Below are 14,328 nucleotides of genomic sequence, written 5' to 3' on the forward strand. Positions count from 1 at the left end.
GCGGCGGTCCCGGCGGCCGGCGCGGGCAACGCCGGCTGTGGCCGCGCGAACCGCCCGCCGTACGGGTCGGGCGGCGGCGTCGTGCGCGGTGCGGCCGGCAGCTGCCCGAACGCGCCGCTCTGCGGCGATGGCTGCGCACGGTTCGCCGCGGCCTCCAGCGGCGACGGCGCCGCGCCGCCCGACGTCCCGCCGCCCACGCTGCCCGGAACGACCTTCGCCTCCGGCGCCGCGGGTGCCTTCGCCTCTGGCGCCGCCGGCGCCTTCGCGTCCGTCGCCGCGGGCGCCTCCGCATTCAGCGCCACCGGGTCGAGTCGCAGCTGGTCGGCATGCACGTTGACGTCGGTGCCCGACCACACTTCCTGCGTGTCCGCATCCGCCGCAACCTGCGGCCGGACGATATGCGGCGTGATCTGCAGCACGATCTCGGTCTTCTTGTGATCGCCGCCGTGATCCGAGAACAGGCGACCGAGCACCGGCAACTGGCCGAGACCCGGCACCTTGTTCGCGTTGCGGCGGTCCTCGTCCGAAATCAGGCCGCCCATGATCTGCGTTTCGCCGTCCCGAAGCCGCAGGCTGGTCGACGCGCTGCGCGTGCCGATCTGATACGCGAGCGAGCTCAGCCCCTGCGAGTTGCCGCTCGAGATCGTGTTGGTGATGTTGCTGACTTCGAGATTCAGCTTGATGCCGACGTCGCCGTCGCGATAAACCTGCGGCTCGACCTCGAGCTTGATGCCCACGTCGAGGTACTGGATCATCTGCGTAAATGACGGGCCGCTGGTGCTCGGCGTGCTCGAGCTCGAAATCACCGGCACCTTGTCGCCGATCATGATGCGCGCCTTCTCCTTGTTGCGCGCACGGATGCGCGGGCTCGCGAGCAGGTTCGCGTCGGTATCGGTCAGCTTGAAGTCCGCGGTGGCCGACAGGCCGCTCACGTTCAGCGCATTGATCGGCAGATGATGCAGCACGCCCCAGGTATCGGCCGAGCTCGGCGTCGACACCGTAAACGAGTTGGGCCAGTTGATGCCGAGTTGCGATATCCGGTCGTGCGATACCTCCAGCACCTCGACCTCGAGCATCACCTCCGGCTCCGGCAAGTCCTGGGCGGTTATCATTTCCTCGGCGACCTTGATCGTGTCCGGCGTGCCGCGGATCGTCACCGAGTTCGCGCGCTCGTCGATCACGGCCTCCTTCACCTTCAGCAGGCTCTTCAGCAGCGACTGGATCTGCTTCGCATCGACGTTCGACAGCTGGAACGTGCGCACCTTGAGCTCCTGGTATTCGAGCTCCTTGGCCGGCGTCGCCGGGTAGATGAACAGCGTGTTCGCATTCATCTGCTTCTTGTCGAGCTGGTTCTGCAACAGGATCATGTCGACCGTGTCCTGCAGCGACGCGTTCTGCACGAAGATCGTCGTCTTCAGGTCGGCGCGCACGTCGCGATCGAAAATGACGTTCAGCCCGGACGTGCGCGACAAGGCCTCGAACACCATCCGCACGTTCGCGTCGCGGAACTGCAGCGACACAGGCGTGCGCATGATCGACGACGCCGCGAGCTTGTCGTCGCGGTCCGCGTGTTGCTGGCGGCGCTTTTCGTCGAGTTCCGCCTGCATCCGCATCGCCATCGCGTTGGCCGGATCCTCGACCAGCACGCGATGCACGCGTTCGGCGGCCTGCGCGTACGAACCGCGCTTCATCATGCGGTCCGCTTCCTGCAGGATCGCGAGATGCTTGCGGTCCTGGTCGATCATCGCGCCGATCCGGCGCGCGCGCTCGCTGGTCGGATCGAGCTGCTTCGCCATGTAGACGGAGCGCGCCGCGTCGTCGAATTCGTTCTGCTGACGAAACGCGTCCGCGTTGTCGAGCAGCTGGCCGACCGCGTCGTTGCGCTCGTGCAAGGCGTCGATCTTCACCTGCGCATTGGTCGGATCGTCCTGAAGGTTCGGCACATGCGCGCAACCGCCGCATGCGAGCAGCGCCACGGCGATCGCCAGCGCGCGTTGCGTCGCGCAGCGCGCCGCCGGTGCGGGTCGCGCATCGGCCGGGGTGACGGCGCAAAGGCGTGTCGACGGGCCGCCGTCCCCGTTGCGGCGCACATCCCGTGTCAGTACGGTTTCCATTTACTTTCCTTCCACTGAAATGGGCACCATCTGGATCTGGTTCAGCGGCAGATAGGTGAGCACCACGTTCGACTCGGACACCGACTCGACGCGATACTGGCTGTCGATCACATCGCCCGGCGAAACGATCAGCAACTGGTCTCCGTTGCCGAGAAACACTTGCGGCTTCGCCGACTTGGCATCCTGCTGGCCGAGATAGATGAACGGCACCGGCGGCGCGGTCGGCGGCGCCGGACGCGCTTCGGGCGGCGGCGGCTCGACGGGCGGCGGCGGCAGCCATGACGACGCCGTGAAGGGATCATGCGCAGCTTCGACGGACACGGGCGCCCGCAATGCGGCGAGCTGTTCCCGCGCGGTCGCCGCCGCGTCATGCGGCGCGGGTACGTCATGCGCCGCGGGCAACGACGCGGGCGCAGGCGCCGCGGCATGCGAGGCCGCCGCAAGGCGTGCGCGTGCCGGCGCGGGCGCCACGCGCGCACCGTCGCGATGGACGATGCCGCTTGCAGCGGCCGGAGCCGGCTGCTGCATCGCCGCCACCAGCACGCGATATCCGGTACCGGCGACGACGAGGCAGCCCAGCACGAGCACGAGTCGATTGCGCGACGCGGGTTTCATGACGGCGGAGATCATGGCTGGGCGCTCCGATAGACGAGTTCGAAACGAACCCGCGCGTCGAGAATGCTGCTGCCCACCGCCGGACGCTCGACGTGGATTTCCTGCAGCGCCGCGTTCGGCACGTGGTTCAGCACCGACGCGAGAAAATGCCGGATCGCGCCGTACTGATCCTTCACGGGCAGCAGCACCTGGTAGCGCGTGAAGCGCGCCCCCGACTCGGTCGTCATCTGGTACTCGGCGGAGCCGAGCGCCAGATGGCTGTCGCGCGCCTGCTCGAAGATCGACGCGATGTCGTCCGCGCTTTGCGAAAAGCGCGGAAAGAGCGCCGGCAACGTGTCGAGCGTCGTCGCGTCCGCCGCCGTGCCGCGCACGTCGGCCGGACGATGGCCGCGTGCGGCGCGCACGACGCCCGCCGGCGCCTGCATCGCGCGCGTGTCGGCCTCCACGCCGGCGAGCGCCGCATACGTGATGCCCGCGGCACCGAGCATCAGGATCCCGGCGAGCCCCGGCAGGCCGAATGCACGCCGCCACGCGAACCGAAGCGTGAGCAGGCGGTCCGCGAAACGATCGGCTTTCATGATTTCCTCCAGACGGCCGTGATCTGGAAACGCACCGGCTTTCCCGCCACGTTCTCCTCGACGAGGTGGCCGTTGAGCGTCGCCTCGCGCAGCACGTCGCTCGTCTGCAAGTACTTCAGGTACGCGATCATCGCGTCCGGGTCCTTCGCTTCGGCCGTGATGCGAATCTGGCCCTGTGCCGGGTTCTGGTCGATGCCGATCAGTGCGACGTCATGGCCCGGATAGTCTTCGACGATCGAGAAGAGCGTCTGCCACGGCACGGTCAGTTCGCGCAGCACGGCCTGGCTCTGCTTTTCCGCGAGCCGCGCGGCCGCGCTCGGCGGCGGCTTCACGACGTGTTGCTGCGCGAACGTGCGATGCTGGACGACCGCCAGCGCATCCCGGATGCGATCGTTCTCCGCATACGCGTGCCAGAGCCGGACGGCGCACGCGCCCCACAGCAGCGCGGCGACGCCGAGCAGGATCGCGCCGCTTACGCCGATACGGGCGCGGCGCCGGCAAAAATCGATGTCGAGCGTGCGGCTCATGATGCGTACTCCAGCAACCGGCGCGCAGGTGAACCGTCGAGCGCCGCGCGGCCCGGCAGCACGGCCGCGGCAAAACGCGCCTCGAACGGCGCGGCATCCGTGTCGACGCCGCACAGATAGACCTTGCAGTCGTCGCGCGTCAGGCCCGTGCGCGTCGCCGAGCGCTCGAACAGCTGCTCGGCGAGTTCGGCGAGCCTCGACGCATCGCCGGACTCGCCCGGAAAGAGGCGCTGCGCGTCGTACGCGGTCCACTCGCCGCGCTCGATCATGACCGCCTGCAGCAACGCCTCGCCGACGACGAGCAGCATCGCGTCGCCGTCCGGCTTCACCGCGACCCGATCGAGCGTCTCCGGAAGCCCCGCGCGCAGGCAGCGGATGCGGACGTCGCCGGCGGCGCCCGTCCCGAGGATGCCGTCGTACAGCGTGCGCGGCAGCGCGCTGGCAAAGAGCACACGGCCGCCGCGCCGCACGTCGAAGCGCGTGACCAGCGACTCGGCGGCGACCCCGTAGGTGTCGGAGAAATGCGCAAGCGCGATGTCCTCGAGCTCGCGCGCGTGCAGCGCGCGGAAGTCGCCGCGCAGGATCGCATGGCAACACCAGAAATCGTCGAGCACGATGTGCGCGCCGCGCGCGGGCGACCGCTTCGCGTTGCCGTCGCTGCCGGCTGTCGTGGCCGTCGCGGCCAGCGCGGCAGCCAGCGCGTCGAGCACCCCCGTCTCGCTTCCGAACCGTTCGTCGGGGATGACGACGCTGAGCGGATCGGCGGCGAACCCGCGCCGGCCCGGCCGCCACAGTGCGCGCGGGCGGACGCCGACGACGATCTCGCGCGTGCCGACGCCGATCGCGAGCCGATCATTCGACCATGGTGACACGATTGATCTCCTCGAGCGTCGTTTCGCCGCGCCTCACCAGGTCGATCGCCGATGCGCGCAACGTCGTCATGCCGTAGCGCAGCGCCGCCGCCTTGATGTGCCCGAGCGGCGCGCGCTCCGACAGCAGTTGCCGCAGTTCGTCGTTCATGCGCAGCGCTTCCGCGATCGCGCGCCGGCCGCGATAGCCGCTGCCGCGGCACATCGCGCACCCGGTACCGCGGCGAAACAGGTAGCTGCCGGCCGTGTCCGGGTCGATACCCGAGCGGGCGAGCGCATCCGCGTCGACCGTGTCCTCGTCCAGGCAGTCCGGACAGCACTGGCGCAGCAGCCGCTGCGCGATCACGCCGTTCAGCGCCGATACGAAGCTGTACGGATCGACCTCCATGTTCGTGAAACGGCCGATCACGTCGAACACGTTGTTCGCATGCACGGTGGTGAACACCTGGTGACCGGTCAGCGCGGCCTGCACGGCGATCTGCGCGGTTTCGGGATCGCGGATTTCGCCGACCATGATCTTGTCCGGATCGTGCCGCAGGATCGACCGCAAGCCGCGCGCGAACGTCAGGCCCTTCGCCTCATTGACCGGTATCTGCAGGATCTCGCCGAGCTGGTATTCGACCGGATCCTCGATCGTCACGATCTTCTCGAGCCCGTTGTTGATTTCGGTGAGGATTGCATAAAGCGTCGTGGTCTTGCCGCTGCCGGTCGGGCCCGTGACGAGCAGCATCCCGTACGGCATCGACGCGACCGACCGCATGAAGCGCGTGTCGGCGGGCTGGAATCCCAGCGCCTCGAGCGTCAGGCCGCCCGACGCCTGGGACAGCTGGTAGCGGTCGAGAATCCGCAACACCGCGTCCTCGCCGAACTGGTTCGGCATGATCGATACGCGAAAATCGATCTCGCGTCCGGCGTACATCGCCTTGAAGCGCCCGTCCTGCGGAATGCGGCGCTCCGCGATATCGAGCTCGGAGATCACCTTCACGCGCGACAGCACCTGGTCCGCGACGTCGCGGCCCTCGACGCGCCCCACCACCGTCAGCACGCCATCGACCCGGCACTTGATCATCAAGCCGTTCGCCCGGCATTCGAGGTGGATGTCGCTCGCCAGCATCTTGAGCGCGTCGTAGATCGTCGAATTGAGCAGACGCACCACCGGGCTGTCGTCGCTGCTGATGCCCTGCAGCGTCAACGCGAGCGACGCCGGATCGGGCGCACTCTGGATCGGATCGTCGAACGCGAGCGAATCCATCGCGCGGATGTCCTTCTCCCGCACGGCGAGATAGGCGCCCAGGTCGCCCGCGCTCGCGAGCGCCCATCCGTACGGCAGCGCCGGGTGCGCACGCATCCGGTGCTCGATCCAGCCGCGCGTGCGGGCATCGAGCGGATCGGCGATCGCGAACAGCAGCGCGCCGCAGTCGGGATCGCGCAGGCACACGCAAAGGCGCGCCGTTGCCTCGACGAACGGCACCAGCTCGAAATCCGGCTGCAGGCGGTTCAGTTCACGCATGCCGATCGGCTTCATCCGGAATTGCGACGCGAGCCGCTCGCGCATCTCGTCCGCGCCCAGCGCCGTCTGCGCCGTCAATGCCTCGAGCGCGCGCAGGCCCGAACCGTGGCGTTCGCCGAGCGTGCGCAGCAGGTCGCGCAGTTCGGCGTCCGCGTCGGGCGGGTTGTCGGGGGAGGATGTGAGGGTGTCCACGCGCGTCTCCCGGGGTGGCTACTGAATGCTCGACGCGATCTCGAAGATCGGCATGTACATCAACACGACGATGCCGCCGATCACCACGCCGATCACGATCATCATCATGGGTTCGATCAGCCGCGAAATCAGGTCGATCGTGCGCGACACCTGCGCTTCCTGAAACGCGGCGATCCGGTCGAGGACGGGCCCGAGCCCGCCGGTCTTCTCGGCCACCGTCAGCAGGCGGTAGCCGATCGCATTCGCGAGACCGGCCTGCTGGAACGCGTCGGACATCTTCGCGCCGTTGCGGACCTGCTGCAGCGCGCGCGCCAGCGCGGCCTGGTCCGCGCGGCCGACGAGGCCGCGTGCGAGATCGAACGCGCGAATGGCGGGAATGCCGCCGTCGACCAGCATCGCCGTCGTGCGATAGAACTGCGACTGGCGAAACACGCGGAAGTGTTGCCCGATGCCGGGCAGCGCCAGCAGCCGATCCGCGAGCCAGATGCGCAGCGCCGGCCGCCGCAGCGCGACACCGGCGGCCAGCGCCAGCACCGCGAGGCCGCCGGCCAGCTCGGTGCCGTGCGCGTGCACCATGCCGCCCCACGCCATCAGCAGCCGCGACATCAGCGGCAGCTCGCGGCCGCTGTGTTCGAGCAGCGTCGCGAAGCGCGGCACCACGAAGCCGAGCAGGAACAGCACGACGGCCGCACCGACGAACAGCAGCACCGTCGGGTAGATCGCCGCCGACACGACCCGCGCGCGCAACTCGCGCAGCGTCGCGCTGTTGTGCGAATAGCGCGTCAGGCTGTCGGCCAGGCCGCCGGTCTGCTCGCTCGCCTTCACGCAGGCCACCAGCACCGGCGGAAAGATCGGGCTCGCGTGCTCGAGCGCCGCCGACAACGACTGCCCTTCCTCGAGCTGCCGCAGCAGGTCGCGGCACACCTGTGCGGACGCCTCGCGCCGCGCGTTGCCGCCGAGCGTGCGCAACGCGTCGACGAGGCCGACACCCGCATCGAGCAGCGCCGCCAGCTCGCGCGCGAACATGTCGACGTCGAACCGCGCACGCGGCATGCCGAGCCGGTTCGCGCCGCGCCGCTGCCGCCCGGCGTCCGTGCTGACCGATACGACGCGAAGGCCTCGCGCACGCGCGAGCGAGGCCGCGCCCGCCGGCGAATCGCTGTCGATGCGAAGCGTCTGCACCGAGCCGCTCGTATCGAATACATGCAGCACGAATTTCACGTCGAGTCTCCTTGCGAGCTGCTCACGACGCGCGCCGCGACCGCGGCCATGCGCCCCTACCACGACGAGATCGTCACGTTCTCGCCGGTACCGCCGCCGCGTCCGTCCTTGCCCAGCGAGAACAGGTCGTAGTCGCCGTGTTCGCCCGGTGAACGATACTGATAGGGCCGGTCCCACGGATCCACCGGGACGGCCTTCTGCAGATAGGGACCGCTCCACCGCGATGCGCTTTGCGGCTTGTTCACGAGCGCATCGAGCCCCTCCTCGGTCGTCGGATAGGTACCGACGTCGAGCCGGTATTGATCCAGCGCCTGGCCGAGCGACACGATCTGCGCACGCGCGATCTTGACGTTGGACTTGCCGACCTGTTCGAAATACCGTGGCGCCACGAGCCCTGCCAGCAATCCGATGATGACCATCACGACGAGCAGCTCGAGCAGCGTGAAGCCGCGACTCGCACACGCGCGGCACACGCGTCGCTCGTCACGCTGCCGCCGGCCCGGCCCGTCGGCCGGGATCGAGAACGATTCGTGGCTCACGGCTGCCTCCCTGTATCGACCCGCGGCACCGGCGCCGCCGATGCCGTTGATTGCATTCTTGTTCACGCCGGTACGGGTCAGAAGTAGGGAGTGCCGTCCATCCCCATGGGTAAATCCCCCCCTGTTGGGCCCTGCCCGAATGGAGGGGATTTACACACGGTCGTCGTCGTTCAGCGCGAGCACGCCGACGTCGATCGCGAAGTGAACGAGGCCGGTCAGGTTCACGACGCCGAGCTTGCGCATGAGATTGGCGCGGTGCTTGTCCACCGTTTTCGGACTGACCTTCAGGCACTCGCCGACCTGCCGGCTCGTGTGCCCCTCGACGACGAGGCGCAACACCGTGCGCTCGCGATTCGTCAGCGCATTCCACAATCGCGCCCGGTGCGCGTTCGCGTCGTGCAGCCCGCGCAGGCCGGCGCGGGCGCGATAGGCGTCGAGGCTGACGACGCACTTGCCCTGCATCACGAAGCGCATCTCGCGCACCAGGTCGGCGAACGGCGAATCCTTGACCACGTAGCCGTCCGCGCCGGCGGCAAACGCTTCCCTGACGTTGTCTTCGCTGCGATGAACCGTGAGGACGATGATCCGCGCATGCGGCACGTCGCGCTTGATCGTCGCGATCGCTTCGAAGCCGCTGCCGCCCGGCATGGACAGATCCATCAGGATCAGGTCGGGCCGCGTCTTCTCGGCGAGACGGCAGGCCTCGACCCCGCCGCTCGCCGCGCCGACGATGCAGTAGTCGGCCAGCTCGGATACCAGGTGACTCAGGCCGACTCGCAACAGATGCTGATCCTCGACGATCAGCACACGGTGCTTGTTGTCCAATTTCGACGCTCCTTTCAGAGACGCGATACCTAGTTGGACGCGACGACATCGCGATAGGCCGCGAGCAGCTCGGTCGGCGTCGCGAAGCCGTCGATACGCAGCCACGGCTGGCCCGGCGCAGCCCGCACGAACGTCACCGGCGTGTGGTTCATCTTGTCGCCGCGATACACGTTGAACGCGCGTTGCGCGGCGACGCTCGCATCGACGGTACCGGTGTAGTGCTGCCATTCGGGGCCGGCTTCGAAGCGTGCCGCGTAGGTCCTGAGCCGCTCGGGCGTGTCCGCCTCCGGATCGATCGAGATCGACATGATGTGCACCTTGTCGCGGTCGGCGCCGAGTTCGCCCTGCAGCTGCTCGAGCGTCTGGCTGATCATCGGGCAGATGGTCGTGCAACTGGTGTAGATGAATGTCAGGATCACCGGCCGGCCGTCGTCCAGTTCCTTGGCCAGCGAGACGGTCCGGCCGTCGTCGCGCACGAGCTGGACCGACGGCTCGGCATACTGGACCATCGTGTGCACGGTGCCCGGCATCACGGCGTGATGATGCATGTGCATGCCGGCGGCTCCGGTCGCGCCGTCGGTCATCTGCGAGGCGGCCTTGTCCGCCGGTTTTGCGGCGGGTGCGGGCGCGGCGGGGCTATCGTTGGCGGGCGCCGCGGCGGGCTGCGTCATGGGCTCGGTAGCGGGCTCCGTCGCCTGCTCCGCGGCGGGCTGCATCGCGGGTTCGGTGGCCGGCTCCATCGCGTGCTCCGCGGCGTGCGTCGCCGCGCTGTCGGCGGTGTTTCCGGCGGGATCTTCGACACCGTTCTGCATGGTCATTCCCGTCATGCTCTCGACGGCATCCGGCGCACCATTCTCCGTGACGCTCGTGCTCGCGGCAGCGTTTTCCGCGGCCGCACCGCCGGCGTTCTCGATCGCGCTGCCATCGGGCGCACACCACGCGGGCGTCGCGGCAAGCGCAACGCCCGCGACCACGAGTGCGCCCATCGTCGATCTTCCGATCCTGTTCATACCAGCCTCCCTGAGACGCGCCCAGGCAGCGGACAATTCCGTGCCCCGCCACTGAAGTGTCATGAATCCGGTCGCGAGCGTCATGGGATGACGCCCCCCAAAGGCCGGTAGGACATGCCCGCTTGGCGGGATTTCCCGTTGCATACGGAAGGTATTTCCCCAAGACTTACGCGCGAAATCCCCATGTTGCGGGCCGAGTCGGTCACGTCCTAGAATGATCGAAACCTTACGGTTTCCTGAAAACTGCGCTTCGGGAGATACCATGACTGAACGCCAGCCGGAAGGACCACGGATCAGGCTGCTCGATCTGATCGATGCGATGCGCAAGCTGCGCAGCGCGGTGCGTCCCGATGATCGCCGCAGTGCTGTCGTCACCGATGCGCGTGGAGCGGCGCTCGCCATTCTCGCCGACGACGGCACCTTCGTATCGGTCAATCGCAGTGCCGCGGCGGTGTTCGGCTACACGGCCGCCGAACTCGTCGGCCGGCATCTGTCCGACCTGGCGCCCGACGACGCCCACGCCGAGCTGGCGGGCGAGCTGTCCACGAGCGCCGCCCTTCAGCAGCATTCGTTCACTGCAATGCTCAGCGGGCGAAGCGGCCATCCCGCGCGATTCGTCGTACATCAGCAGTCACTTCCCGACACGCACCTGTCGCTGACGCTGTTCGAGGAACCGTCGACGCCCGAGCCCGAACGGCGCGGCGCCGCGGCGAACGATGCGGGCGTGCATGCCTGCAACACCTATCTCCTGATGGGCCAGCAGAAGGAACGGCATCGGCTTGCCGCGGAATTGCACGACGGGCTCGGCCAGGCGCTGACGCTCATCAAGCTGATGAACGAGGACGCGCTCATGCGCATTCGCCGCGGCGAGATCGCCGACGCGACGACGCTGCTCGACGACGCCGTGCTGCGCATTCGCGAGACGATCGGCGAAGTCCGCCAGATCTGCGGCGAACTGAGGCCGCCGATACTCGACAAGCTCGGACTGCCGGCCGCGCTCGCTTCGCTGTGCCGGCGCATCGAGCGCGACGCGGACCCGCTGTCGGTGGAGTTCAATTGCGACGTCGACGACGACGACATACCGGATCATCTGAAGGCCGACGCGTTCAGAGTCGCGCAGGAGGCACTCCACAACATCGTCAAGCATGCACAGGCCACCGAGATCGTGCTCAGCCTGCAACACGATGCCGGCCGCCTGATGCTGACGATCGACGACGACGGTGTCGGCTACGAACGTCGCCCGCTTTCGACGGACGACGCGCGCACGGCCGGGCTCGGCCTGATCGGCATGCAGCACCGCATCGAGGCGCACGGCGGCACGTTTGCGATCCAGTCGTCCGCCGCGACGGGCACGCGCGTCTCGGCAACCTGGCCGCTCTGACGCGCAGCCGCGCTCAGCCCTTCACGCCGCCCGCCGGATAGTCGTCCAGCCGCGCGACGGCGCCTGCCGCCTGCACGCCGTCGGCGACTGCGTGCGTCGACACCTCGTCCACGTTCGGCTCCGCGCATTTCGCCGCGAGTGTCGTCAACAGACCCATGTTCATCGCGACAAGCACCAGCTCCGTCAGATTCGCGAGATGGAGCTTGTGCATCATGCTCGCCCGGTACTTCTCGATCGTCTTCGGGCTCAGGTTCAGGTACTGACCGACCTGCCGGTTGGTGCGTCCTTCCGCGATCAGTTTCAGCACGCTGCGTTCGCGTGCGGTCAGGATGTCCCACGCCTTTTTCGGCGCGGGCATTTCGCGACCGCTGACGAACGAGTCGACCATGTAGCCGTACACGTCGGCACTCAGGTGCTTCTTCCCCTGCATGACCATGCGCATCGCGAGCAGCAATTCGTCGAACGAAACGTCCTTGAGCACGTAGCCGTCGACACCCGCGCGCAGCGCCTCGCGCACATACTCTTCGCTCTGGTGCACCGTGAGCGCGACGATCCGGACGGACGGCGTTCGACGCTTGATCGTCGCGCTCGCATCGATGCCGTTCATCCCGCGCATCGACAGATCCATCAGGATCAGGTCCGGCGCGAGCGTCATTGCCTGATGGCATGCCTCCTTGCCGTCCCGCGCTTCGCCGACGACTTCGTAATCGCCTTGTGCGCAAAGCATCGACCGGAGCCCGTTTCTCAGCAGATCGTGATCTTCTGCAATTATCACGCGATATTTAGTATTCACGACTTCCCCCAAGTGTTCCCGCGCTTGCACCCCCGTTGGACATCGATGCCTCGGTTGCACGGTGCCGGACGCCCTTTCTGATGATTTCCTCGGTCCGGTCTGGTGGCCCGCCTCGCGAGCGATTGGCCACGCTCCTCGTCCGAGCAAGGATCGCGCCACCGCGCCGCGCGCGAGCGCCCGCGCCGGGCATGCATCTGCGGAAACGTCGTGCGACGACGGGAATGTTTCAGGCGTGAATCGTTTCGGGGTGGTGCGTCGCATCAGTAAGACTACGGATGGCGGGACTATCCGATCGCTTTCGCCGCGCGAGAAATGATTTCTTCTGCAACCACGGTTGCATCGAGCAGAAAACAACTGTTCCGCGTAAGGATCGTCAACTTCGCCGGATTACCGAATCCTACCGGCGATTCCTTGTGTAACAGTTTTGCACCGCCACCGCGGCAGCGTCTCCGCCGGCATCGAATTGTAGGAGGATGCCCCATTGTCGATGCGATCAACCGACCGCGAAAATGCAGATGCAGGAGGCCTGAAAGATGCACTGCCAACCTTCGTCCGGATTACGAAAGACCATCGTCGTCGCCGCATGCGCGGGAATCGGCTCGGCATGGTCGTGCGCCGCTCACGCGCAGATATTCGGCATGGTGGCGAAGAACGGGGTCATCGTCCTGACCAACGTGCCCACCACGGTCAATCTGAAAGTGATCGTCGCGGCCGCGAGGCCAGCCGCCAGGCCGGCCGCTTCCACGACGAAGCGTGTCGCGCCGAAACACGTCGTCGCGTCGTCGTTCGAGGACGTGATCGCCGAAGCGAGCCGGTCGTTCAACGTTCCGCCCGAACTCCTTCGCGCCGTGATCGACGTCGAATCGGGATACAACCCGAAGGCGGTATCGGACAAGGGCGCGCTCGGGCTCATGCAACTGATGCCGGAAACAGCCCGGCGCTTCTCGGGCGGCGACATGTTCGATCCGCGCGCCAACGTGCTGACCGGCGCACGGTATCTGCGCTTCCTGCTCAACCTGTTCAAGGAAAACGTCGAGCTCACGCTCGCTGCGTACAACGCCGGAGAGAATGCCGTGATTCGGGCCGGGTATCGCATCCCGTCGATGCCGCAGACGCGCGAGTACGTGCCGCGCGTGCTCGCGCGCTACAAGCGGCTGCTCGCCGCGAATTGAAAAACGTGGAAAAACGCGAAACACGCGCGACCCGCGGCAGCCTGCGCGCGGCAATGCTGCCGGCATCGCGCGCACGGCGCGTTGCCGGGCGCCATGAAGCGATGGCGTCCGGCAACGTGTAGCGCCGTAGCGGCCGGCATTCGGCCCGCCCCGCCACTCATGGAAATGCCGGGACCGTCGGATCCTCTCCCTGCAGATGCGCATCCCTATGGTGAAGCCTGATCGCGTCTTCGATCTCGCGAACGCGGTCGGTCGGCACGTCGATCATCATCAGCAGCTCGCCATGCTCGATGCCCTCCTCGAAACGCTTCAGGCGCGTGCTCGGCATGTCGATGCCGATCATCGTCGCCACCCATGCGCCGAAGGCCGCGCCGAACAGCGTGATCGCCACGACGATGCCGCCGCCGATCGGCAAACCCGCGGGCTGGACCAGCAGCAGGATCAGCCCCATCAGCATGCCGGTCGCGGAGCCGACCGCGGTGCCGCGCGCGAGCGACGGCAGCAGGTCGCTGCGTTGCACCAGCGTGGCTTCCGGCAAGTCGTCGCGCCAGACATCGTGATTCGCGAGGCAATGGATATGTCGCCACTCGATTCGCAGCGACAGCAGCTCGCCGACGATCGACCGCGCGCATTGCGCCGTCGGCAACAGAAAATAGACGCGTCTCATGGCAGCTCCTCCTGCGTCGCATCCGGAATGCGGCGATGCTCGTTCGGACATTCTGGTCCGGCACGCCCGCGGCGGGTAGGGGTAATGCTCGCCGAAGTGCATGGGTAGAACACGGTAGGAAACGCCCAGCATGCTTCAGAGTTGCCCGTAGCTGTGCAGCCCCGACAGGAACATGTTGACGCCGAGGAACGCGAATGTCGTCACGCTCAGGCCGGTGAGCGCCCACCAGGCGGCAACCGCGCCGCGCAGGCCCTTCATCAGGCGCATGTGCAGCCAGGCCGCGTAGTTGAGCCACACGATCAGCGCCCAGGTTTC

15 protein-coding genes are annotated in these 14,328 nt (G+C 67.4%); 2 read left to right on the top strand and 13 right to left on the bottom strand.

Features of this window, described 5'->3' with window-relative positions:
- The 10 genes from DIE02_RS34910 to DIE02_RS34955 all read right to left on the bottom strand — a co-directional run.
- A partial coding sequence (locus DIE02_RS34910) for a type IV pilus secretin PilQ (RefSeq protein WP_148093150.1) occupies window positions 1–2,114 on the bottom strand: 2,114 nt, incomplete at its 3' end.
- Window positions 2,115–2,744: a hypothetical protein gene (locus DIE02_RS34915; protein WP_124523864.1), complete on the bottom strand. Its 630-nt coding sequence runs from the start codon at window positions 2,742–2,744 to the stop codon at window positions 2,115–2,117.
- Window positions 2,741–3,307, bottom strand: a complete 567-nt coding sequence (locus DIE02_RS34920; RefSeq protein WP_124487511.1) for a hypothetical protein — start codon at window positions 3,305–3,307, stop codon at window positions 2,741–2,743. The genes DIE02_RS34915 and DIE02_RS34920 overlap by 4 nt, the downstream gene beginning before the upstream one ends.
- Window positions 3,304–3,834, bottom strand: coding sequence for a hypothetical protein (locus DIE02_RS34925; RefSeq protein WP_124487510.1), 531 nt, complete (start codon window positions 3,832–3,834; stop codon window positions 3,304–3,306). Before DIE02_RS34925 ends, DIE02_RS34920 begins: the two co-directional genes overlap by 4 nt.
- Window positions 3,831–4,706, bottom strand: a complete 876-nt coding sequence (locus DIE02_RS34930; RefSeq protein WP_124487509.1) for a hypothetical protein — start codon at window positions 4,704–4,706, stop codon at window positions 3,831–3,833. Before DIE02_RS34930 ends, DIE02_RS34925 begins: the two co-directional genes overlap by 4 nt.
- The gene (locus DIE02_RS34935; protein ID WP_124523862.1) at window positions 4,687–6,405 is read right to left on the bottom strand and encodes a GspE/PulE family protein; all 1,719 of its coding nucleotides are present in this window, start codon (window positions 6,403–6,405) and stop codon (window positions 4,687–4,689) included. Before DIE02_RS34935 ends, DIE02_RS34930 begins: the two co-directional genes overlap by 20 nt.
- A gap of 18 nt (window positions 6,406–6,423) precedes the next feature.
- Window positions 6,424–7,626, bottom strand: a complete 1,203-nt coding sequence (locus DIE02_RS34940) for a type II secretion system F family protein (RefSeq protein ID WP_124523860.1) — start codon at window positions 7,624–7,626, stop codon at window positions 6,424–6,426.
- Window positions 7,627–7,682: 56 nt separating this feature from the next.
- On the bottom strand, window positions 7,683–8,099 hold the full coding sequence (gspG, locus tag DIE02_RS34945) for a type II secretion system major pseudopilin GspG (protein WP_257776050.1): 417 nt from the start codon (window positions 8,097–8,099) through the stop codon (window positions 7,683–7,685).
- Window positions 8,100–8,315: 216 nt separating this feature from the next.
- On the bottom strand, window positions 8,316–8,990 hold the full coding sequence (locus DIE02_RS34950; protein ID WP_124487506.1) for a response regulator transcription factor: 675 nt from the start codon (window positions 8,988–8,990) through the stop codon (window positions 8,316–8,318).
- Window positions 8,991–9,019: 29 nt separating this feature from the next.
- Complete coding sequence (locus tag DIE02_RS34955) at window positions 9,020–9,661, bottom strand: SCO family protein (protein WP_409364213.1); 642 nt, start codon at window positions 9,659–9,661, stop codon at window positions 9,020–9,022.
- A gap of 601 nt (window positions 9,662–10,262) precedes the next feature.
- Between DIE02_RS34955 and DIE02_RS34960 the strand changes: the two genes are divergently transcribed.
- Window positions 10,263–11,381, top strand: coding sequence for an ATP-binding protein (locus DIE02_RS34960; protein WP_124487505.1), 1,119 nt, complete (start codon window positions 10,263–10,265; stop codon window positions 11,379–11,381).
- 13 nt (window positions 11,382–11,394) lie between these two features.
- Here DIE02_RS34960 and DIE02_RS34965 read toward each other — a convergent pair whose 3' ends face one another.
- Entirely contained in the window at window positions 11,395–12,174 is a 780-nt protein-coding gene (locus DIE02_RS34965) for a response regulator transcription factor (RefSeq protein WP_044849151.1), read from the bottom strand.
- 533 nt (window positions 12,175–12,707) lie between these two features.
- On the opposite strand from DIE02_RS34965, the gene DIE02_RS34970 reads away from it, so the two are divergent.
- A complete protein-coding gene (locus DIE02_RS34970) occupies window positions 12,708–13,346 on the top strand; it encodes a lytic transglycosylase domain-containing protein (protein WP_124523858.1) in 639 nt (212 codons plus the stop codon).
- A gap of 157 nt (window positions 13,347–13,503) precedes the next feature.
- On the opposite strand, the gene DIE02_RS34975 is transcribed toward DIE02_RS34970, so the two are convergent.
- Both DIE02_RS34975 and ccsA read right to left on the bottom strand, forming a co-directional pair.
- Window positions 13,504–14,013, bottom strand: coding sequence for a DUF1269 domain-containing protein (locus DIE02_RS34975; protein ID WP_124523912.1), 510 nt, complete (start codon window positions 14,011–14,013; stop codon window positions 13,504–13,506).
- 135 nt (window positions 14,014–14,148) lie between these two features.
- Window positions 14,149–14,328 (bottom strand): cytochrome c biogenesis protein CcsA (ccsA, locus tag DIE02_RS34980; RefSeq protein ID WP_185500368.1); only part of this gene is annotated, 180 nt, incomplete at its 5' end.

This window comes from Burkholderia sp. Bp8991 (genome assembly GCF_003853795.1).
In the GTDB taxonomy this organism is placed as follows: domain Bacteria; phylum Pseudomonadota; class Gammaproteobacteria; order Burkholderiales; family Burkholderiaceae; genus Burkholderia.